This window comes from Acinetobacter sp. 18QD2AZ41W (assembly GCF_009829025.1).
In the GTDB taxonomy this organism is placed as follows: domain Bacteria; phylum Pseudomonadota; class Gammaproteobacteria; order Pseudomonadales; family Moraxellaceae; genus Acinetobacter; species Acinetobacter pseudolwoffii.
This window is the reverse complement of sequence record NZ_WURP01000006.1, coordinates 13,425-35,196: the sequence shown is the minus strand read 5'-3', so window position 1 is coordinate 35,196 and position 21,772 is coordinate 13,425. Positions and strand designations below refer to the sequence as shown.

Sequence of the window (21,772 nt, the reverse complement as noted above, 5' to 3'; positions counted from 1 at the left end):
GAAAATTAAAAAATAAAAAAGAGGTCCGAAGACCTCTTTTACAGCAGGCTTAATTATAGCGCCTGTTGCTCATCTAGCAATAACTGTGCTTCACGCAAGCTTAATGTACCTTCGTAAATCGCACGGCCGGTAATTGCGCCCAAAATACCCGGTTGGTCTTTCAGATTACGTACGTCATCCAGATTGGTCACACCACCAGATGCAATCACAGGTAAACCTGAGTATTGCGCCAGATTCACGGTTTGCTCAATATTCACACCCTGCATCATGCCATCACGTGCGATGTCCGTATAGACAATGCTTGACACGCCAGCATCGGCAAAACGTTTCGCCAGGTCAGTGGCTTTAACATCAGTCACATTGGCCCAGCCATCTGTTGCCACCATGCCATTCATGGCATCAATCCCAACAATAATATGACCGGCAAATTTTCGACATGCTTCTTCAACAAATTCAGGATCCTGAACTGCTTTGGTGCCAATGATCACAAAAGAAACACCGGCTTGCAGATAATGCTCAATGGTTTCCAGAGAACGGATACCACCACCAATCTGGATCGGCAAATCAGGTTGAGATCGGACAATGGCTTCAACCACTGGCTTATGGATTGGTGTACCTGCGAAAGCACCGTTTAAATCTACTAAATGCAAGCGGCGAGCGCCTTCATTTACCCAATGCTGTGCTGTTGCGACCGGATCGTCTGAAAATACGGTATCGTCTTCCATACGACCTTGCTTTAAACGGACACATTTGCCATCTTTCAGGTCAATTGCAGGGATGATCAGCATGCTTTCGCTCCTTGCTTAATCTTTAGAATGAATTTGAGTGTATTCATCTTAGCAAATAAAGTCGAAATTTCTAACTCTTAAACGGTATGAATAAAGAAAACCTGTGCGTAGACAGGTAGCAGTGAGGTCATTTATTTTAATGGCATTAATGATTCATCTCTTGAATGGAGATCAGGTTTTCCATAACGGGTCGTGTACTGAGCTGGTCGATGATCGAAGCGGTAAGATCTGTTAAAGTCACAACCACCTCATCGATCGTGCTCATCACGGCTTTCATGCGTACATCAAGTTGCCAGAACCAATACGCCACTTAAACGCTTAAGCCGTCGATGAAGGACGGATTCTCAATTTCAATGAAGTATTGGGAATCTCTCTGGGTAATAAATCCCGACGTAGTAATTCTTCAAATACCAGCACGGGCGCGTAGGCATCTGCGGCTGCATAATCAATCTGTGCCGGGCTGAGCTTCTTGCTGGCCCAGTTCGAAGTACTAATCCGTTTCGATTTGGGGAAATTCAGTTGAAACAACAACGCCATGGCATTTTTTAATCCGACCGGATTATTTAAACCAAAAGCTTTAAAACATTTGGATAGTTCAATCACACTATTCAGTTCAATGCCTTTTTTACGGAACAGGTGCGCATCATTTTTCAGGCCAAAACCGACCTTGATCTGATCACGACTGGCAAAGATCGGTTTAAGAAAATCCCAGATCGCCGGACTCATTTGAAATAAATAGGCTTTGTCTAAAGTCGCCAGCTGAATCAAATGTGGCCCAGTGGAGACTTCACCGACTTTAAAGGTGGGCTTGGATTCAGAATCGAAACCCAGGACTGCATGGCTTTTTAGTTCCTGTTCAAGAGCATGACATTGTTCTAGGCTATTAATCACCTGAATCTGTTGCATCGGAAGATTTTGAAATACAGGAAAGGTCTGAATTTGTTCCTTGCTTGGTAAAGTGTCCAGCAGCTGTTGCATAGGCTTCAATCATGAAATGAATGCGTTCAGCTTAATCACTTTTCCAGCTCTAGGCAAAAATAAAGCCCATAAAGAATGGGCTTTATGCAAAATTTAACCAGGCTTAATCAGTGTGATAGCTACTCTGTTCCATCTGCGCCTGTTGAGCACGCGTCACATAGTCTTGATAAGCAGGGATTGCAATCGCGGCTAAAATACCGATTGGAAAAATAAGTACATAAATCAATCCCAACACCTTTTCCCAAGCTTTGGTGGTACGTCGCGGGCCGTATTGATTGCTTCTGTCATCACCTTTGGCAAAAATCAGATAAAGGATAAAAATCAGATTGAGTAGCGGAACCAAGATCAGCAGCGATAACCATCCAGTATGATTGCGGTCATGTAGACGGCGAATAGTAAAAACAAAACTAAAATAAAGCATGACCAAGTAAGCGAGTCCGATGAGAACAGTTGCAACCATGGATGAGCCTGCCAAGGCAGAGCTATCCATAAATAGGCCAGGTGAAAAAGCTGCAATGATCCCAATGATGATCAGGAGCGAAAAGGTCATTAGCATGTTCCAGCCGAGATAAGACAAGCGGCCAAAACGACCATTTGGGCTTAAAGCTGATTCATTGCTTGGATAGTGTGGATTCATTATTGTATTTCCCCTGAGTTTAATTATTTTTAAATATAATGAGTTACTTCAACATCATAACAATTTTAGTGACTAAAAAATAGTCAGAATCACTAGCAGTGAACTAATCTAAATGAATAAAAAAGCTCGCAATCTGCGAGCTTTTTAGGCGAAAGGAAAATCAGATTTTCCAGTCCACAAAGTTTTTCAGTAATTGCAAACCTGCGGTATGGCTCTTTTCCGGATGGAACTGGGTCGCGAACAGGTTTTCTTGATGAATCGCGGTACAGAACTCAATGCCATAGGTACAAGTAGCTGCCACCAAGTCTGAATCTTGTGGCTCTACATAGTAGCTATGTACAAAGTAGAAACGCGCATCCTGTTCGATATTGTTCCACATCGGATGATCGGGATCGGCCTGATGCACCTGGTTCCAGCCCATATGCGGCACTTTTAAACCCGCCATTTCCGGAAAATGCTTAACCGCACCTTCGAAAATACCCAGTGCATCAGTACCACCATTCTCTTCAGAATGTTGCATCAAGGCTTGCATGCCGACACAAATGGCCAATACGGGCTTGTTAAATACGGCATTGCGTACCACTTCATCAATCCCGGCTTCATGCATGCCTTGCATACAGTCACGCATGGCGCCCACACCCGGAAAGACAATTTTGTCTGCTTGCGCAATCAGTTTAGGATCATTGGTCACATCAACCGTGGCGCCGACATGTTCGAGTGCTTTTGCTGCAGAGTGCAAATTTCCCATGCCATAATCAAGAAGGGCAATACGGGTCATTACAGCGTTCCTTTGGTTGAAGCGACCGTGTTCGCAGCACGCGGATCCACTTCACAGGCCATACGCAGCGCACGCGCAAAAGCTTTAAATACGCTTTCGATCTGGTGATGGCTGTTTTTGCCTTTCAGGTTGTCGATATGCACGGTCATCAATGAATGATTGACAAAGCCCTGGAAGAATTCAGAGAATAAATCCACATCAAAACGGCCGATCATGGCACGGGTAAATGGAATATCCATAAACAGGCCTGGACGACCAGACAGATCCACCACAACACGGCTTAAAGATTCATCGAGTGGTGCATAAAAGTGACCGTAGCGTTTCAGGCCTTTTTTATCACCCAGCGCTTGTGCAAAAGCCTGACCCAGCGTAATACCGCAGTCTTCCACAGTATGATGGTCGTCGATTTCCAGATCGCCATCACAATGAATATCAATATCAAACAGACCATGACGCTTGATTTGATCAATCATATGATCTAAAAATGGAATACCCGTGTTTAAGGTGCCTTGACCAGTACCGTCGAGATTCAAACGAACTCGAATTTTGGTTTCGTTGGTATTTCTTACCACTTCACTGATACGATCTGTCATAGACACGTTCCTCAAATACGTCAAAATGATTGATGTAGAAAATATTTTCGCCGTGACGACGTCACCGCATATTAGATTGCTCAGGAGGGTTTATCAATGCCTATCACCGTACATGCTTATACTTCTTTAGAAAATGACGAAGTGCGCAGCCAGCTTGAGCGACTGTATGACACGAGCCCTGAATTTAGCGACGGGGCAGATGCCATGGAACAACTAGAGCAAAACCTTGCACAGTATACCTCAGTTTACAGTGCAGAATTTAATAGCAAAATTATTGGGGCAATCTGGTGCACCGGACAGGGGGAAAGCCGCATTCTGGAAAATATCGTGGTACATCCGGCCAACCGTGGCCGTGGCGTGGCAGAAAGGCTGGTGAGTGAGGTCTGCCGGATGGAAGAAGAAAAAGGTGTGAAAAACTTTGTGCCGGGTTGTGGTGCCATTCATCGTTGTCTGGCCAACCTGGAAAAAATCTGAAGATAGAGCAATATCAAGCAGCCGTTAGGCTGCTTTTTTATGTAAATAAGGGCTTAAATCTGTTTTATTGCTGAGGTCTTTGGTAAACACTGTTCGATTTATGACTCAAATTGACGCGAGTTGATGGAAAAGTAAACATTTGAAGAAAATTATTCTGTCTGCTCTTGACGATTTACAGCTGAAACTGTTTAATACGCGACATCGGCGTGATAGCTCAGTAGGTAGAGCAACGGATTGAAAATCCGTGTGTCCCCAGTTCGATCCTGGGTCTCGCCACCATATTTTAAAACGATTTCAAAGTTTTCAATCCCTGATCCCATCAGGGATTTTTTTTAGGCCAAAAATCAGCCACTCAAATATTTTTTTCATAATTTTGATTGACTAATGAGGCCAGATACGGCTTAATACACCGCATCGGCGTGATAGCTCAGTAGGTAGAGCAACGGATTGAAAATCCGTGTGTCCCCAGTTCGATCCTGGGTCTCGCCACCATATTCAAAAAATCCTCAAACTTTGTTTGGGGATTTTTTTTGCCTGCACCAAAGCCAGATCAGCATTCTTTTCTATTTTTCAGTTGTTTCAACTTCTTCTTTTTCGACGTTTCCTGCCTTTTTATGCATCATTGACCGTTTATCAAACTTAACAATAGGCACTGGCATTATTTGTAAGATTTAGCTTTGACGCTTTCCCTTTTCCAAACGAGGGTGAAAATGATGAATCTCCTAACACCAATTAAACTAGGCTTTCTTACGGCCTGTACGGCTTTTAGCCTACCGATATTAAGCTATGCTGCGCCTGCTGCTGATTCAGTGGTGTTGCCGACCCTGACCGTCATGGCGGAACCGGAACTACGCGCCGTGACTGAAAAAATGTTGCCTTATCAGGAACAGAACAGCCAGCGTAAGGCCCTGCAAATGCGCCTGATGAAAATTGAACGTGAAATTCAGGCCTATAGCGTGGACGGCGACATGGTTGCGAATATTGATGTGATGCGTGCACCTGCCGATCCTGATCTGGATAGCCTGCCTGTGGTGTTCCGTGAATATGTATTGGCCATCGCACAGGGCTTGCAGTCTTCAGACCCAAGAAATGGGGTGTATGTATTGCTGCAACCTTTTGGAATTAACCGCGATGCCACCAATGTGAATATTGTTCGCGAGCAATTCGATCCGAACCGGCTGAATCTGAGCCTGCCGTTTAATTCCCCATAATGTGCGCCTGTCGGTCTAGATAATTTTGTTTAACAAGCTTATTCAAGCTGTCATGCAACGAGATCGACAAAATAGGGTGCTGGAAAGGGTGGCTTTGTGAGAGGAGCAATTTCTGTCTAAGCTAGACATATTATTGGAAAAATCAAATGCCTTGAATTATGTTTAAAAAATAAGCATAGTGGATGTAAATCAACAAGATCTGACTGACAGAGCTGGAGCGTATACATGCCGCGTGTTTTTATGATTGTAGCCGCTGTGACACTGGCAATTTTTATTGGGCTGTTTTATCAGAATTCAGTTCAGCAAAAACATCAGGCCGAGCTGCTCGAATATGAAACCGTGCTCGAAGAAAAAACCGAGAGCATTGCGCAGCAGGCACAGGACTGGTCTAAACCGATTCAGATTGAGCTTGAGGATGATCGTCTGGATGGGGACTATGCCATCATGGCCGAATTTATGCTGGGTCAACTACGGGACAGTGCCGAGGAGCGCAATCAGTATCTACGCGACCTGAAAGCGGCCAACTGGCAGAATTTTCTGGATATTGACCGTCTGGCCAAGGATCAGGCACAAGACTATAAAGAAACCGAAGCCATGCTCAAGCAAGTGCATCAAATTGTGAACAGCTATCAGCAGCAAATTCAGCAGCGTGATGCCGAGCTGATCAATAAGGCACAGCAACTGGATATTAAAAACCGTTATCGCCAGCAGCTGACCGCGAACCTGCAAGCCGATCAACAGCAAAGTAATGCCCATGCGATCTTTGAGATTGAGAAACAAAGTCTGGCCAAGGCAGATGCCTTATTTGCCGTATTGAAAAAGCATAAATGGCAAAAGAAAAATAAAACTTTCATGTTTTATGAAGATAAAGCAGTGAAAGAGTTTAATGCGCTGTATAAAGAAATATTAAATCTGAATAAACAGATGCAACAGATTGCGACAGCAAACCAGAAAGCGGTTGAAAACAAGTTATAACCCTGTAGGCAATCACAGGATTGCCACATGACTGTCATCTGCTGTTCAAACTCAGTGCTTAAATTGAATGTGTCGCACAGATCACGACATAACATTTAAGCAGGTGAGTCATGCAAACAATTCAGGTTTTTGCTGATATTCAGCAGGTGTACGGTGAGTTTGTCGCAAATAAAATATGTCCAAAACTACAAAGTCTGAATAATGAGGGCAGGAGCCGATTTTTCTTGAATCAATATTTCAAGCTGATCGAGGACTGGCACTATACCGAACAGATTGTGATTCAGTTTAATCAGCAATATTTCAGTCTGGATCTGGAAGGCGCGCCGGATTTTATGGATCAGGAAAATTATATGCGCTGGCTACAATCAGAACTATTGCATTAATCCAGTCACCCTATTCATTCTCTGGCTAAACTCAAGCTGTCGATCGAGGCAGCTTTTTTATTTTCCAGATTTGGTCTGCATCTTGCTGCTGTATTGGCACAGCGTAAATAAGCGCTGATTCCAATTCCGGCCTGAACCAGCTATGCTGAAATGAATAAAACCGTCGCTATAAGCATGACAGGCGGCGCATGCATGAGATGGAGGGCGATATTGATGCAAGAACTGATTTGTTATAAGCAACTTCCGGTCTGGACAGAAAAGAGTATTCCTCAGGGCTTCAAGAATCAGCACAATACCAAAGCCGGGACTTGGGCCAAACTGACACTACTTAAAGGTGAGTTGCGTTTTGCCATGCTGGAAGCATCCGGTGCGGTGCAATCTGAACATGTATTTACACCAGAACAGCAACCGCCATTTATTGAACCTGAGGCTTGGCACAAGATTGTTTCTGCCAGCGAGGATATCGAATGCCAGCTGCGTTTTTATTGCCGGCCTGAAGATTACTTCATCAAAAAATATCAGTTGAATCCTACCCATTCTGAAGTACTGGCTGCCATGCCCTATTTAAAGGGTGGCCGTGCGCTGGACGTCGGTTGCGGTACAGGACGTAATGCACTGTATTTAAGTCAGAATGGTTTTAATGTCGAAGCCTGGGATGTCAATGAAAACAGTTTGCAGACCTTAAGACAGATTGTGCAGACGGAGCACATTGATCACTTGCAGATCCAGCGCCGTGATCTCAACACAGATACCAGTATTACAGGCCAGTATGACTTCATTTACTGTACCGTGGTGATGATGTTCCTCGAGGCGAAAACCATTGCACCCTTGATTGCGCAGATGCAGCAGGCCACCGTGCCGGGTGGTTATAACCTGATTGTTTGTGCGATGGATACGCCAGAGATTCAGGTACAGCCCGATTTTCCATTTAGCTTTAAGCCGGGCGAGTTGCGAGGATATTATGAGGACTGGAAGATTGTGAAATACAATGAAAATATTGGTGAGCTGCATCGGGTGGATGCACAAGGCCAACGGATTAAACAGCATTTTGCGACCATGTTAGCGCAAAAGGTCGAATAAGTGCTTTAAGCTGCTGTTAAACTCTTGAATTAAAATGAGAGTGTTCAAAACAAAAAAAGATGTCGTAATGACATCTTTTTTATGCTTTTAAAAAGCTTAAGCCGCTTTTTTAAACCAAGAGAACCAGCCTTTTTTCTCAGCTTTTACTTCTGCTTGAGCAGCTTCGGCTTTCTCAGTAGTCGCGTCTTTTACTTCAGCAGCAGTTTCAACAGTTGCGTCTTTTGCTTCTGCTACTTCTGTTTTTGCAGCTTCAACTTGTTGTTCTGCGGTTGCTTGTGCAGTTTCTACTTGAGCAGTTGTTTCAGCTTTTACTGTTTCAACTTTCGCTTCAGTTACTTGTTTTGCATCTGTAGCAGTGGCTTGAGCAGCTTCAACTTTTGCTTGCACAGGCGCAACCGCTTCTGTAGCAACAGTTTGAACTGTAGTGGTTGTAGCAGCAGGTGCTACTTGAGCTTCAGTTGCCATTGCAGATGCAGAAGTTGCTACGATTGCAGTCGCAAGCATTGTTTTAAGCATGTTCATATAAACCCCTTAAGGAAGTAGGAAAAAAGAGGCTTGATCATACACAGATAAAATTTAAGCGATTCATAATTAAGATTTTAATGGTGGAAAAATAAACCAATTTTACAAAGGGATAACATTCTAGTTTAAATAAAAAAGCTCCGAAGAGCTTTAACTAATGACATAAAGCTTTGGTCGAGGTTTAGATTCTTCATATTTAATTAAAGAATCAAATGTTAGTTCATTAAAGTCTTTTTCAGATATACGAATTTCATCGAGCATTTTCTGCTTACTAAATTTTGGATCTGAAGCTAATGTTAAAATTAATTTAGGAAGCATTACGCTTTCATCACGGTGAGTTTCGTTAGGCTCATTAATGTGATAACCTAAGGTATTAATTTTCATAGAGTTACTTCGATAAAACCAATCTGTTATACGTTGCAATTTATGCGATTTATAATTTATAGCCTTTAAAGATGTTCGCCATACTTTCTTATAGTCGATCATATTTTCAATCGTTAAATAAGAAGGAACTGTACTTAAAAAACCTTCAGTAGGCATTAAAAATTCTGAAGCAAACTTATCTGCTTCAGTTTCTAAAATGCGATTGTCTACTTCATTGCAGACATATTTATTATGTGTGTGCATAACGGTGTGGCCTAATTCATGCGCACAATCGAATCTTACCCGTTCGGCAGATTTTGTATCATTCAAAAAAATAAACGGTGAGCCTGATTCATCATCAAAAAAAGAAAGGGCATCAATTTCTTTTTTTTGTATAAAAAAACCCCGCACTAAGCGGGGTTTATTTTTATCTGAGTATTTAAGAATTAAACACGTTCGATAATTGTCGCAATACCTTGACCCAAACCAATACACATGGTCGCAAGACCAATTTGCGTATCTTGCTGTTCCATCACGTTAAGCAAAGACGTGGTAATACGCGCACCAGAACAACCGAGTGGGTGACCCAACGCAATCGCACCACCGTTATGGTTTACGATGTCCTGTTTGTCATAAATGCCTAAGCCTTTAAGAACAGACAGACCTTGTGCAGCAAAGGCTTCGTTCAATTCAAAAGTCTGAATATCAGAAATGGCAAGGCCAGCACGTTTCAAGGCTTTTTGCGTTGCCGGAACCGGGCCATAACCCATGATCGCAGCATCACAACCTGCAACTGCCATAGAGCGGATCACGGCACGTGGCTTAAGACCTAAGGCTTGTGCACGCTCATAAGACATGAGCAACATTGCAGAAGCACCATCAGACAAGGCTGAAGAGGTTGCCGCAGTCACTGTACCGCCTTTCGGATCGAACACTGGACGTAAAGCACGGAATGACTCGATGTTGGCATCCGGACGGATCACTTCATCGATATCACATAGAACTTTATAACCATCAGCGTTGTGACCTTCAATGCCCACAATCTCGTTCTGGAACAGACCATTTTCAGTCGCAGCCCAGGCACGGCGATGTGATTCCACACCAAAGGCATCCTGTTCTTCACGGCTAATGCCATTCATACGACCCAGCATTTCCGCAGTCAAGCCCATCATATTTGATGCTTTGGCATAATGCTTAGACGCTTCCGGGTTCAGGTCGATACCGTGCATCATGCCAACGTGACCCATGTGCTCGACACCACCAATGATGAAGATATCACCCTGATTGGTGGCAATTTGCGCAGCCGCAGTATGAATCGCCTGCATAGACGAACCACACAAACGGTTCACGGTTTGACCAGCCACAGTTTTCGGCAAGTCTGCCAGTAATGCGATATTACGGGCAATGTTCATCCCTTGTTCCAGAGTCTGGTTGACACAGCCCCAGATCACGTCTTCAACTTCATTCGGGTCGAATTCGTTACGTACCATCAGGGCACGGACAAGTTCAGCAGACAGGCTGTCCGCACGTACATTGCGGAACATACCGTTTTTGGTTTTACCCATTGCTGAACGTACGCCATCGACGATGACAACGTCACGTGGATTTAAAGTAGCCATTCACGTTGCTCCTTAACCGTAGAATTTTTTGTTGTTAGCAGCCATTTCACGCAACATTTCTGGCGCTTCATAAGCTTTACCAAGGTGCGCATACTTATTGCAAAGCGCAACATACTCAGCTACACCGGTTTGATCGATGTAACGGCATGGACCACCACGAAATGGAGGGAAACCGACACCCATGATCATTGCCATATCTGCTTCAGAAGCAGTCGCGACAATGTTGTCTTCCAGGCAACGAACCGTTTCGTTACAGAAAGCCAGCATCATACGGTCAATGATTTCCTGAGCATCAAATTCACGTTTTTCCACAGTTGCAACAGAGGCCACAAGCTCATATGCAGTTGGATCAACCACTTTGGCTTTTTTGCCTTTACGGTCAAGCTCATACTTGTAGAAACCCACGTCGTTCTTTTGACCCAGACGTTTGTTCTCATACATGGTTTGAATCGAACCTTTGAAGTCCGGTTTCATACGATCCGGGAAGCCTTCAGCCATCACTTCTGCACCATGCACGCCAGTATCAATACCGACCACGTCCATCAGGTAAGCAGGGCCCATCGGCCAGCCGAATTTTTCCATCACTTTATCGATTTGCTGGAAATCAGCACCATCTTTAAGCAATAGGTCAAATGCACCGAAGTAAGGGAACAATACGCGGTTGACCAGGAAGCCCGGGCAGTCATTCACCACGATTGGTGTTTTACCCATTTTCTGAGCAAGTACCACAGTCGTTGCAATGGCTTCGTCAGAGGTCTTCGCGCCACGGATCACTTCAACCAAAGGCATCATATGTACCGGGTTAAAGAAGTGCATCCCCACGAAGTTCTCAGGACGTTGCAGGCTTTCAGCCAGACGCGTGATCGAAATCGTAGACGTATTTGAAGCAATGATGGTGTTCTCACGTACTGATTTTTCAGTATCAGCAAGTACAGCAGCTTTGATTTTAGGGTTTTCAGTTACCGCTTCAATCACGATATCCACTTCTTTAAACTCTTCCAGGCTTAAAGTCGGACGGATACGTGCAAGCGTTTCACCCATTTTCGCTGGTGTCATTTTTTTGCGTTCAACCTGTTTGGTCAACAGTTTGTTCGCTTCAGACATACCCAATGCAAGCTGTGGATTACCAATATCTTTCATGATGATTGGTGTGCCTTTGCTCGCCGCCTGATAAGCAATACCACCACCCATGATCCCAGCGCCAAGTACCGCCGCCTGGTTTACCGGATGCGCACCTTTTTCGTAGCGCTTCGAGGTTTTTTTCACGATCTGGTCGTTCAGGAACAAACCGATCAATGCACCTGCTTGTGGCGTAACTGCAGCTTTGGCAAAGCCTTCAGCTTCAACTTTTAACGCGTCATCACGATGCAGGCTCGCACCGGCCTGTAATGAATCAAGCAGTAATTTTGGCGCCGGATATTGAGCCGGATTGGCCTTGGCCAAAACCATGCCTTTCGATGAGTTAAACGCCATCATCTGTTCAATCGGGCTGAGTTTAACCGGATCCAGTTTTTCCTGACGCTTGGTTCTCCAGTCTAAACGGCCATGAATCGCCTGTTTGACCAGATCAAGTGCAGCATCTTTAAGTTTGTCAGCAGCAACCACCGCATCTACAGCACCGTCTTTTAGTGCAGCAGCAGGCTTTTTCGGGTTGGCCATGGCCATCCATTCTACAGCATTGTCGATACCGATCAGACGGCTTAAACGCACTGTACCACCGAAGCCCGGGAAAATGCCCAGCTTGATTTCAGGCAGACCGACTTGCGCCTGTTCTGACATGACACGGTAGTCACACACCAGACACATTTCAAAACCACCACCCAGTGCCATACCATTAATGGCCGCCACTTTAGGAATGTCGAGATCTTCGAAGCTGTTGAAAATTTCATGTACCGGCATCGCCCAGTCAACAATCGCTTGTTCACCCTGAGCAAAGTTATCGCCGAATTCTGTGATATCGGCACCGACAATAAATGTAGATTTGCCTGAAGTGACAATCAGACCTTGAATATCGGCATGGGAGACGGCTTCAATAGCAGCCTTGAAATCTTCAATCGTTGCACGGTTGAATTTGTTAACAGACTCACCTTGTAAGTCAAAGCGGAATTCTGCAATCCCGTCCTCTAGCATTTGGACGGTAATGGCATTGCCAGCGTGGATCATGCCCTGATCTCCTTTATTTTGGAGGACTTCTAAGTTGATGTTGTGAAGCAAATGCGCATATCCCGCGCACTTTTAGACTTCGCTAATCTTACGATAACTATATCCAAAAAGAACATAACAAGTTGTATCAAGCCGTGACGCAAGGGTCATCAATTTTTGCCGAATCGATTCCATCTGCGCTGTATTTTTGTTGCCGTTTTTGACCACAGCCTGAACTAAAGATTCTGTTTCAATTCATTATTTTTTATCGATTAGCCTGATTGATATGGAGCAGGGTGGACAATATTCAAGGGCAGGCTTTGCTGCTATTTGGTCAATTCAGTCAATTATCGGCCTGTGGAACAAGGAAAATCAGGGCTGAATCTCGCTCAGTACATGGCGTGCAGGCATGTATAGATATTTTCGGATCAGCCGCAATAAAACTGCAGTTGATTGTTTTAGTCGAGGGTTTTCTGAGGATTTCAGCCCCAGCATGCCTATGTTGATGCTAGGCCTGAAATAACAGTGCTTCTGTTGGATATGACCTCTGTCATCTGGCACAGAATTGTTTATGATGATTAGGCACATAGATATGGGGATCTCGATGCAGGTATTTCGTTCCAAAAAAGACTGGTGGCTGGTCGCTTTTCTGATCTGTATGAGTGGCCTGTTACTGCAACTGCTGCTGACCATGCAGGCCAAAGGCACCCTGCAGCAATATCCACTGCACACTGCCATCTACATTCTGACCATTATTATTCTGTGGTGGCCGCTGTGGAGTACGCGCTATGTGCTGGAAAATGGGGTGTTGAGCATTAAAAGCCTGTGGTTGAGCTGGCAGATTCCGTTGAGCGCCATCCAGTCCATTCAGCCGACGGATCATTCCATTATTGCACCGGCCTTGTCCTTAAAGCGTCTGCGGATTGACTATACGGAAGACGGCGTGCAGAAATTTGTATTGGTTTCACCTAAAGATCCGACCACTTTTAGACAAGCGATTCAAGCAAATAAACCGGATATTGAGTCTGCATGATTTAAGCTTTTACTTGCTCAGGCAGAACCACAAATTGTCCATCGACACAGTCCAGATGCAGACTGAACTGCTCGGGCTGGCTTAAAAAATACAGCGCCAGAACCGGTTCCAGTTCGGTACGCAGCTTGCGGCCCAAATGCCGGGCGCCGTAACGAATATCATGCCCTTGATAAAAATAGGCTTTGGCTGCATCCGATAAATGTACTTGTCGGTTTTGATGTTGCAGGCGTTTATTGAGTTTTTCCAGTTCAATTTCGACCAGACGCGGCAGGGCATCATGCTGTACCGCCTGATAATGCAGGCTGCGGTCAATCCGGTTTAGAAATTCAGGATCGAATTTACGCTGCATGACTTTTTCAATAATGCGCTGGGTGGGTACATGTTTCAGGCACAGTGCCTGCATTTGCTGTGGCAGGTAGCTGAGTTTATCCAGATATTGCTGTGCCGCCTGTGCGCCGACATTGCTGGTCATAAAAATCATGCAGTTACGAAAATCAATAGTTTTGGTTCCGGCTGTCAGGGTCAATCGGCCAGTATCCAGCACATTCATCAAACCGCGAATCACCTCGTTACTGGCTTTTTCCAGCTCATCAAACAGCATGATGCCGGGACGGGTATGACTGCCGGCAATCGCCGTTTCATCAAACAGGCTGTGACCTTCTTTAGAACCGACATAACCTGGCGGCGCACCGGTGAGTGCCGCGGCATAATGTTCCTGTGCCAGAGTGTTCATGTCAATCCGGCAGAAAGCATCCGGACGACCATAAATCGCTTCGGCAATCAGACGCACGGTTTCAGTTTTACCCACGCCGGTTGGGCCGAGCATCAAGGTGACCGAGAGTGGACGCTCCGGACTGGAGAAATCGGCCTTGACCACATGCAGCATTTTTTCAATTTCATTCAGTGCGGCATCCTGTCCAATCATCCGTTCACGCAGCAATTGCATCACGTGATTCGGCTCGAAATGAAAACGCGGTTTGCCAATCCGGCGATCACGCTCAGAGGGGTGATGGGTGGAGCTGGATGGTTGAACAATATGGATGCCCGATTGCTGCATGGTCATGCGAATCATCTCAAAACTAGACCCTTTGAGCATAGCAAAGTTAAAGGTTGAAATTTAGAGCTTTTAGCAATCAGATCATGCGGAGAAAGCTATAGATTGCAAAGATGGCTGAGCTATAGTTTTAAATTGGGTGTCAAGTTGAGGGGAATTTTGTGTTTTCGCTTGAAAATAACCGAATAATCATCACATATATCTGCAGATTGCATGTAAAAAATAGGCTTTAGGTGAACGAAAACGCACGTCCTCATATCGAGAAAATTCTGGCCAATATGACCAGCCTGCCCGGGGTCTACCGGATGTATGGCAAAGACGGCGAACTGTTGTATGTGGGGAAAGCCAAAAATCTAAAAAACCGGGTCTCCAGCTATTTTGTCAAAACGCTGGATCATCCCAAAACCCAGGCCTTGGTGGCGCGGATTTATGATATTCAGACCTTGGTGGTGCGCTCTGAAACCGAAGCCTTGTTGCTGGAACAGAACCTGATCAAGCTGCATCATCCGCCGTATAACATCATGCTGCGCGATGATAAATCTTATGTCTATATCTTTGTTTCCGCAGATAAACCTTATCCACGACTGGCCAGTGGGCGCGGCAAGGGCAAGCATCAGGTCGGCAAGTTTTTTGGGCCTTATCCGAGTGCCTATACCGCCCGGGATACCTTGGTGGTGCTGCAAAAACTGTTTAATGTGCGTTCCTGTGAAAACAGCTTTTTTGCCAACCGAACCCGTCCTTGTCTGCAATACCAGATCAAGCGCTGTTCTGCGCCCTGTGTCGGATTTATCTCTCCGGAAGACTACAAAGCAGATGTGGATAACTCGATTCGCTTTTTGCAGGGCGATACCAAGGAGCTGAATCAGGAACTGATCGCAAAAATGGAAGCGGCAGCCGAAGCTCTGGAATTTGAAAAAGCCGTGTTCTATCGCGATCGGATGGCACTGTTAAGAGATGTACAGTCACAGCAGGCGATTTATAAGCTCAAAGGCGAAGCCGATATCCTGTCGATTGCTTATCAGGCCGGGGTGACCTGTGTGCAGATCATGCATGTGCGCAACGGTAAAATGCTCGGCGGAAAAAGCTATTTCCCGGATATGCTCAGTGATGATCTGGGGCAGATGCTGGCCGATTTTATTGCCAATTTCTATTTTCAGGTGGCGGATGAAATTCCGGCCGAGCTGATTGTCAATGTCGAAGTGGCCGATCGCAAGGAACTGGAAGCTGCCTTGTCGCAGCATTTTGACAAGAAAATCCAGATCAAGTCCAAGGTACGAGAAACCCGCGCGGAATGGCTGGAACTGGCACAAATGAATGTACAGCATGCGATTCAGGGCAAGCTGGCCAATCATTTTGAGCTGAATGACCGTTTCCATCAGCTGGAACAGGTGGTCGGCCGCCCGGTGGACCGGATCGAATGTTTTGATATTTCGCATACCATGGGTGAAGACACTATCGCATCTTGTGTGGTATTTGATAGTGGTGGGGTACGTAAACGTGATTATCGTCAGTTTTCCATCCATGACATTCAGGCGGGCGATGACTATGCCGCCATGCGTCAGGCTTTGACCCGTCGTTATAAAAAAGCCATGCTGCCAGATTTACTCCTGATTGATGGCGGCAAGGGGCAACTGCATATGGCGATGGAAGTGATGCAGGAACTAGGGCTGGAGGCCTTTATGGTCGGTGTGTCCAAAGGCGAGGGGCGTAAACCCGGTCTGGAAACCCTGCACTTTACCGATGGTCGCAAGATTCAGTTGCCAGAAGATCATAAGGCACTCCATTTGATTCAGCAGGTGCGGGATGAAGCGCATCGCTTTGCGATTACCAAGCACCGCGCCAAACGCGATAAAAAACGCGGTTCATCGGTATTAGAAGTCATTCCGGGCCTTGGGCCAAAACGCCGTCGTGACCTGTTGACCCATTTTGGCGGGATTCAGGGCGTACTGAAAGCCTCAGAAAGAGATCTGCAACTGGTGCCGGGATTGGGTTCAGTCATGGCGCGGATGATCTATAAAGTGCTGCATGAATAATTATCAAGCCCAATGCAAGGGCAAAAGAGCACATTGACGCACGGGTCATTGATCATTCACAGCAGAGCAAGCTTGACTCAATATACTGAGGATCAAGACTCACTGAGGGATCAACATGTCTTTGCAGGCGCTTTATGCACAAATTTCCGAACAGGAATGGGTGGAATTTCCATCAGGATGGTTACAGGGGCGCACCCTGTATGGTGGTCTGGCTGCAGCAATGATGATGCAAAAAGCGGTTATTCAGATCAATGATCCGGCCAAACATCTGCTCAGTTGCAGCGTCACCTTTGTTGGGCCGATCCAACAGGCGAAAGTGCGACTAAGTGCTGAAATTTTGCGGGAAGGTAAGTCGGTCGCCACCATCGAAGTGCGTCTATGGCAAGACGAGGTAGTACAAAGTATTCTGATTGCCAGTTTTGGTATCTCGCGTGACTCGGAAATTCAGGTGCAGCAAGAAGAACAGGCACCTGACTATGCTGCACCAGAGCAGCTGTTGCAGATTCCTGCTGGTTATGGCCTGCCAGAATGTTATGACCATTTTGAAATCGCCTGGGCGGACGTCAATCTGCCTTGTAGTGCCAGCTCACGTCCGGACTTTGGCGGCTGGTGCCGTTTTCATCCTGAAAAGCATAGCAATCGTGAATTCCTGATCGCTGACCTGATGGCAATTTTCGACATCTGGCCACCTGGTGTACTGCCGATGTTTAAAAGTATGGCACCCGCGAGTAGTCTGACCTGGAGCGTGACTTATGTGCATCCGCTTCAGCATCAACTGCATGATTGGTTTAAATATAAAGTATTTACGAATCATGCTGCGGATGGTTATGCAACCGAGCATGCCTATCTCTGGGATGCAGAAAATCGCCTGATTGCGATGGCAAGACAAACAGTGACGGTGTTTGCCTAGTGACACTGACAGCCAATTCGTATAAAGTGAAGCCTATTAATGATGGATCAAACCTCTAAAAAAGTGTGCATTTTCATCGTACATGAGGGGAACAATTGGCGGTGTCTATGACTACAGGTCGTATCCTGAATATTCCAAATATCTTGACCTTGGCGCGTATCGCTCTTATTCCGGTATTTTTATTGGTGGCTTACTGGCCGCCTGCAATGGGCTTTGAAGCCAACCATTCCGACATGACACGGCATATTATTTTGACCACAATTTTTGTAGTGGCTGCAGTGACGGACTGGTTTGATGGCTATCTGGCTCGAACTTTAAACCAGACCTCTGCTTTTGGCCGTTTTCTCGATCCGGTCGCAGATAAATTGATGGTCGCAGCTGCGCTGATTGTATTGGTGCAATGGCAACCTTCGATGTCGATGGCTTTTGCTGCGATTGTGATTATTTCACGTGAAATTACTGTTTCAGCATTACGTGAATGGATGGCAGAACTGGGTGCACGAACCAATGTTGCAGTATCAACCGTGGGTAAATACAAAACGGCTTTTCAGATGATTGCGATTACCGTGTTTTTGCTGAACTGGCCACCACTGGAAATGCTGGCCTATGCCTTATTGTACACAGCAGTCATCCTGACTTTATGGTCGATGTTTATTTATCTGAAAGCGGCTTGGCCCTATTTGAAACAGCCTTAAGCAAAATTAAAAAATAAGCTCCTTGAAAGGGGCTTTTTTTATGCTCCGAAATTATCAAAATTTGATAAATCACAGGCAAAAAAATACCCAGCCTTTGGGGGAAGAACTGGGATGAAATCGGGGTATTTGTTGCTTATTGTTATAGTTATTCAAAGATATCTCATCTTCTTAGAGCTCATTATAAAGAGACCATTTTACAAAATCATATGACTTCTTGTAGCAGATTGTTGTGTTTTGTGATCAGTCTGTATGTAGGATTTACAATCTATAATTTTGATACAAATATGAATGTTTTTCAGCAGGATAGTGGCTGACTATTGGCGGGGGATAGGCTAGGTAAAAATGCTTTTTAATCCTTCAGCTTTTGTCTAAAAAGTACAGAATACCGGCCGCCGCCCAATTAAAACCCTGAATTCAAGACATCAATAACTTAGCTTGCTGCTATTACTCTGTTCTTGAAATTTGAAAGCGCTATTGGAAAGAAAGATTTATAATTTCAGAAATGAAAAAGAGCCTCAAAAGAGACTCTTTTAGATTAAAGCCTACGCGCAGCATAGCTGCTTGTCTTGCGTTCGGGTGGAGCAGCGCTCCACTAATCCTCACTCAGGCTTTAGCCCTTCAGCTTTTTCCAAAGTTTCGTCATTGCTAAAGAACTTTTCACGTTGTTCTTCTAGAAACTTTTTCGCGTCCGGTTCAAATACGTTTAAACGCTTTTCATTAATCAGCGTAGTCTGGTGTTTGAGCCATTCCTGCCAAGCCTGTTTAGACACATGGTCAAACAGTTCCTGACCCTTGGGGCCTGGGAAGGGTGCAAAGTCCAGGCCTTCCATTTCTTGTTGATACTTACGGCAAAATACTTGTCGAGACATATCAATACTCCGAATTTAAGCTAAAAAAGTTAAGCGTAAAGATTTTCTAAGCGAGTATAAGCACGGGCAATAGCAGCTTCGACTTGCGCAGGTGCAGTTCCACCAATATGGTTACGTGCATTCACAGATGCTTCAAGTGTTAACGCTTTTTCAAATACATCGGCCTGAATCAGGTCAGAGAACTGTTGAAGTTGCTCAAGTGTCAGCTCAGACAAATCTTTCGACTCTGCAACACCCAGTGCTACAGCTTTGCCGACAATTTCGTGCGCATCACGGAATGCCACGCCATTTTTCACCAGGTAATCTGCCAGATCAGTCGCAGTAGAGAAACCACGTAGCGCTGCTTCGCGCATTTCAGCAATGTTTGGAACCAGTGCAGGAATCATGTCGGCAAATGCCATCAATGAGCCACGTACCGTATCGATCGCATCAAACAAGGGTTCTTTGTCTTCCTGATTGTCTTTGTTGTACGCCAGCGGCTGGCCTTTCATCAGGGTCAGCAGGCTCATCAGGTCGCCATAGACACGGCCGGTTTTACCACGTACCAGTTCAGGCACATCCGGGTTTTTCTTCTGTGGCATGATTGAAGAGCCTGTACAGAAACGATCTGGAATATTCACGAATTTGAACTGAGCAGATGTCCATAGAATCAGTTCTTCAGACATACGAGACAAGTGCATCATAATTAACGATGCAGCGGCATTAAATTCAATTGCAAAATCACGATCCGATACTGCGTCTAAAGAGTTTTCAGCAACGGCTTCAAAACCTAACAGCTCAGCGGTGTAAGCACGCTCAATCGGGTAGGTGGTTCCTGCAAGTGCAGCAGAACCCAGTGGCATACGGTTGACACGTTTACGGCAATCAATCAGACGCTCAGAGTCGCGTACCAGCATTTCAAACCAGGCCATTAAGTGATGACCAAAAGTCACCGGCTGAGCGGTTTGTAAATGGGTGAAGCCCGGCATGATGGTATCGGTATTTTTAGCCGCCAAGCTTAAAATACCTTTTTGTAATTTTTCGAGTAATTTTAAAATCGCATCAATTTCATCACGTACATAAAGACGAATGTCAGTTGCGACCTGATCATTACGGCTACGGCCAGTGTGTAATTTCTTGCCTGTGATGCCAATACGCTGAGTCAGGCGCGACTCAATGTTCATGTGCACATCTTCTAGGTCAATGCGCCATTCGAACTTACCTGCTTCAATATCGGCTTGAATGGCAGTCAGACCTTCGATGATGTCATCGCGTTCCTGTGCCGTCAGTACGCCTACTTTGGCCAGCATGGTTGCATGGGCAATCGAGCCTGCAATATCCTGTTTATAAAAACGTTGGTCAAATTGAACAGATGCTGTAAATTCAGCAACAAAAGCATCAGTCGCTTCAGAGAAACGACCACCCCACATACCCGAAGTCTGGGCTTGTGATGGATTAGAGGAATTAGAAGATGTGGTCATGTCGGCTCAATCAGATTAAAAGCAGTAGAACGAAAAAGAGTATAACAAATTCAAAGCCCATTGCCGAAGTCACATCTGCTCAATCTTTCGCATCGATAAACGGGCAAACACAAAGTTCCTATTTTTTTAGCCAGATTGGCAATCTTCGCTATTTGCTGGAACTGTTTGTCGGCGGCAATATTCTGGCCATGATTCTAGCGCTCGCAGAAGCACAGTCGTGGCAAGCTTTAAATGCGATGTATCTGCTGCAATATATGCTGTATATCAACTGGGTACTGTTATGTTTTGCAGCACTGGTGGAATTATTCCATCAGGCCTTTCAGCATATGGGGATTAAGCTGGCGCTCATTTCCGGTTTTTTGCTACTACAGGCCATTGTGGTGCTGACCACCATCAGTCTGAATGTTGTGATACATTTTGGAATGAATTTTAATTTTCAGGGCTTAAACCTGGCAATTGCCCTGGATCAGGTTGGGTTACATCTCAGTTTGGGTGTTTTGCTCGGTATGTTTTGTTTTCGCTACCTGTATTTGCGTGAACAATGGGAACAGCAGCAGCATAGTGAACTGAATGCCCGGATTCAGGCCATGCAAGCGCGGATTCAACCGCATTTTCTGTTCAATAGTATGAACAGTGTGATTAGCCTGATCAGCATCGATCCGGATAAAGCCGAACATATGCTGCTGAATCTGTCCCGCTTATTTCGTGCCAGTTTTCAGGAGTTGAAACTGGTCAGTCTGCAAGAGGAAATTGATCTGTGCCAGCGCTATCTGGAGATTGAGCAGATCCGTTTGGGTGAACGCCTGCAAATCGAATGGAAGTTAGAAAACAAAGACTTATACTCACAAGTACAAATCCCATTATTAACTTTACAACCCTTGTTAGAAAATAGTATTTTCCATGGAGTTGAAAAAATTCTCACAAAGAGTACGATAAGCATATTGGTTGAAATATTGCAAAATCAAATTAATATCATTATTACTAACCCTTATACGCAGGATAATAAAACTTTAAAAAAGGGGCATGGTATTGCAATAGAAAATGTCAGACAGCGTCTGCAAGCTTATTACGGACCCAGTATGACCTTTCAAACCTTTGCCGGCGAAGGGATGTTTACGACGGTAGTGCGATATCAATATAAATAAAAATAAATCAAAGAAATCGCAGTTAGCTTT

Annotated in this window: 22 protein-coding genes, 2 tRNA genes and 1 pseudogene; 12 read left to right on the top strand and 13 right to left on the bottom strand. The window is 45.1% G+C overall.

Annotated features, from left to right (window positions below):
* Positions 1 to 53: 53 nt before the first annotated feature.
* From hisA to hisB, 6 genes are all read right to left on the bottom strand, one after another.
* A complete protein-coding gene (gene hisA, locus GVV58_RS10015; protein WP_004278658.1) occupies positions 54 to 788 on the bottom strand; it encodes a 1-(5-phosphoribosyl)-5-[(5-phosphoribosylamino)methylideneamino]imidazole-4-carboxamide isomerase in 735 nt (244 codons plus the stop codon).
* Positions 789 to 933: 145 nt separating this feature from the next.
* Positions 934 to 1,098, bottom strand: a complete 165-nt coding sequence (locus GVV58_RS15475; RefSeq protein ID WP_171063336.1) for a hypothetical protein — start codon at positions 1,096 to 1,098, stop codon at positions 934 to 936.
* An 8-nt stretch (positions 1,099 to 1,106) separates the two neighbouring features.
* On the bottom strand, positions 1,107 to 1,766 hold the full coding sequence (locus GVV58_RS10010; protein WP_005095191.1) for a 3'-5' exonuclease: 660 nt from the start codon (positions 1,764 to 1,766) through the stop codon (positions 1,107 to 1,109).
* Positions 1,767 to 1,869: 103 nt separating this feature from the next.
* Entirely contained in the window at positions 1,870 to 2,403 is a 534-nt protein-coding gene (locus GVV58_RS10005) for a DUF805 domain-containing protein (RefSeq protein ID WP_005173134.1), read from the bottom strand.
* A 160-nt stretch (positions 2,404 to 2,563) separates the two neighbouring features.
* On the bottom strand, positions 2,564 to 3,181 hold the full coding sequence (hisH, locus tag GVV58_RS10000; RefSeq protein ID WP_159516460.1) for an imidazole glycerol phosphate synthase subunit HisH: 618 nt from the start codon (positions 3,179 to 3,181) through the stop codon (positions 2,564 to 2,566).
* Positions 3,181 to 3,774 carry an imidazoleglycerol-phosphate dehydratase HisB gene (hisB, locus tag GVV58_RS09995; protein ID WP_004729244.1) on the bottom strand — a complete coding sequence of 198 codons (594 nt, stop codon included), beginning with the start codon at positions 3,772 to 3,774 and terminating at the stop codon, positions 3,181 to 3,183. The genes hisH and hisB overlap by 1 nt, the downstream gene beginning before the upstream one ends.
* Positions 3,775 to 3,870: 96 nt before the next feature.
* Here hisB and GVV58_RS09990 point away from each other — a divergent pair, with 96 nt between their 5' ends.
* From GVV58_RS09990 to tehB, 7 genes are all read left to right on the top strand, one after another.
* Positions 3,871 to 4,248, top strand: coding sequence for a GNAT family N-acetyltransferase (locus GVV58_RS09990; RefSeq protein ID WP_004278652.1), 378 nt, complete (start codon positions 3,871 to 3,873; stop codon positions 4,246 to 4,248).
* Between the two features lie 203 nt (positions 4,249 to 4,451).
* A tRNA-Phe gene (locus GVV58_RS09985) sits at positions 4,452 to 4,527 on the top strand.
* 137 nt (positions 4,528 to 4,664) lie between these two features.
* Positions 4,665 to 4,740, top strand: a tRNA-Phe gene (locus GVV58_RS09980).
* A 221-nt stretch (positions 4,741 to 4,961) separates the two neighbouring features.
* On the top strand, positions 4,962 to 5,459 hold the full coding sequence (locus tag GVV58_RS09975; RefSeq protein ID WP_159516517.1) for a hypothetical protein: 498 nt from the start codon (positions 4,962 to 4,964) through the stop codon (positions 5,457 to 5,459).
* A 225-nt stretch (positions 5,460 to 5,684) separates the two neighbouring features.
* Complete coding sequence (locus GVV58_RS09970; RefSeq protein ID WP_159516459.1) at positions 5,685 to 6,434, top strand: hypothetical protein; 750 nt, start codon at positions 5,685 to 5,687, stop codon at positions 6,432 to 6,434.
* Between the two features lie 110 nt (positions 6,435 to 6,544).
* Positions 6,545 to 6,817: a hypothetical protein gene (locus GVV58_RS09965; RefSeq protein WP_005095207.1), complete on the top strand. Its 273-nt coding sequence runs from the start codon at positions 6,545 to 6,547 to the stop codon at positions 6,815 to 6,817.
* Positions 6,818 to 7,030: 213 nt separating this feature from the next.
* A complete protein-coding gene (gene tehB / locus GVV58_RS09960; protein ID WP_159516458.1) occupies positions 7,031 to 7,897 on the top strand; it encodes an SAM-dependent methyltransferase TehB in 867 nt (288 codons plus the stop codon).
* Between the two features lie 96 nt (positions 7,898 to 7,993).
* Here tehB and GVV58_RS09955 read toward each other — a convergent pair whose 3' ends face one another.
* The 4 genes and pseudogenes from GVV58_RS09955 to fadB form a co-directional block, all read right to left on the bottom strand.
* Positions 7,994 to 8,419: a hypothetical protein gene (locus tag GVV58_RS09955; RefSeq protein WP_005173119.1), complete on the bottom strand. Its 426-nt coding sequence runs from the start codon at positions 8,417 to 8,419 to the stop codon at positions 7,994 to 7,996.
* A 150-nt stretch (positions 8,420 to 8,569) separates the two neighbouring features.
* Positions 8,570 to 9,199, bottom strand: a pseudogene (locus tag GVV58_RS09950) (ImmA/IrrE family metallo-endopeptidase); the annotation flags it as partial.
* 29 nt (positions 9,200 to 9,228) lie between these two features.
* Positions 9,229 to 10,401, bottom strand: a complete 1,173-nt coding sequence (gene fadA, locus GVV58_RS09945) for an acetyl-CoA C-acyltransferase FadA (protein ID WP_005095215.1) — start codon at positions 10,399 to 10,401, stop codon at positions 9,229 to 9,231.
* Positions 10,402 to 10,413: 12 nt separating this feature from the next.
* Positions 10,414 to 12,564: a fatty acid oxidation complex subunit alpha FadB gene (gene fadB / locus GVV58_RS09940; protein WP_005173108.1), complete on the bottom strand. Its 2,151-nt coding sequence runs from the start codon at positions 12,562 to 12,564 to the stop codon at positions 10,414 to 10,416.
* Positions 12,565 to 13,147: 583 nt separating this feature from the next.
* Here fadB and GVV58_RS09935 point away from each other — a divergent pair.
* Positions 13,148 to 13,576 (top strand): PH domain-containing protein, encoded by a 429-nt coding sequence (locus GVV58_RS09935; RefSeq protein WP_035337533.1) that lies wholly within the window; start codon positions 13,148 to 13,150, stop codon positions 13,574 to 13,576.
* Position 13,577: 1 nt separating this feature from the next.
* Here the strand turns inward: GVV58_RS09935 and GVV58_RS09930 are convergent, their stop codons facing one another.
* Positions 13,578 to 14,639 (bottom strand): AAA family ATPase, encoded by a 1,062-nt coding sequence (locus tag GVV58_RS09930; protein ID WP_159516456.1) that lies wholly within the window; start codon positions 14,637 to 14,639, stop codon positions 13,578 to 13,580.
* Between the two features lie 224 nt (positions 14,640 to 14,863).
* Between GVV58_RS09930 and uvrC the strand changes: the two genes are divergently transcribed.
* The 3 genes from uvrC (at position 14,864) to pgsA (ending at position 18,268) form a co-directional block, all read left to right on the top strand.
* Positions 14,864 to 16,663, top strand: a complete 1,800-nt coding sequence (uvrC, locus tag GVV58_RS09925; RefSeq protein WP_005173083.1) for an excinuclease ABC subunit UvrC — start codon at positions 14,864 to 14,866, stop codon at positions 16,661 to 16,663.
* Between the two features lie 115 nt (positions 16,664 to 16,778).
* The gene (locus GVV58_RS09920; protein ID WP_159516455.1) at positions 16,779 to 17,573 is read left to right on the top strand and encodes a thioesterase family protein; all 795 of its coding nucleotides are present in this window, start codon (positions 16,779 to 16,781) and stop codon (positions 17,571 to 17,573) included.
* A gap of 107 nt (positions 17,574 to 17,680) precedes the next feature.
* Positions 17,681 to 18,268 carry a CDP-diacylglycerol--glycerol-3-phosphate 3-phosphatidyltransferase gene (gene pgsA, locus GVV58_RS09915; protein ID WP_005095228.1) on the top strand — a complete coding sequence of 196 codons (588 nt, stop codon included), beginning with the start codon at positions 17,681 to 17,683 and terminating at the stop codon, positions 18,266 to 18,268.
* 599 nt (positions 18,269 to 18,867) lie between these two features.
* Here pgsA and GVV58_RS09910 read toward each other — a convergent pair.
* Positions 18,868 to 19,137: an oxidative damage protection protein gene (locus GVV58_RS09910; protein ID WP_005095230.1), complete on the bottom strand. Its 270-nt coding sequence runs from the start codon at positions 19,135 to 19,137 to the stop codon at positions 18,868 to 18,870.
* Between the two features lie 29 nt (positions 19,138 to 19,166).
* Entirely contained in the window at positions 19,167 to 20,597 is a 1,431-nt protein-coding gene (gene argH / locus GVV58_RS09905) for an argininosuccinate lyase (RefSeq protein WP_171294103.1), read from the bottom strand.
* Here argH and GVV58_RS09900 point away from each other — a divergent pair.
* Positions 20,588 to 21,742, top strand: a complete 1,155-nt coding sequence (locus tag GVV58_RS09900; protein WP_159516454.1) for a histidine kinase — start codon at positions 20,588 to 20,590, stop codon at positions 21,740 to 21,742. The genes argH and GVV58_RS09900 overlap by 10 nt on opposite strands.
* The last annotated feature ends 30 nt before the right edge of the window (positions 21,743 to 21,772 follow it).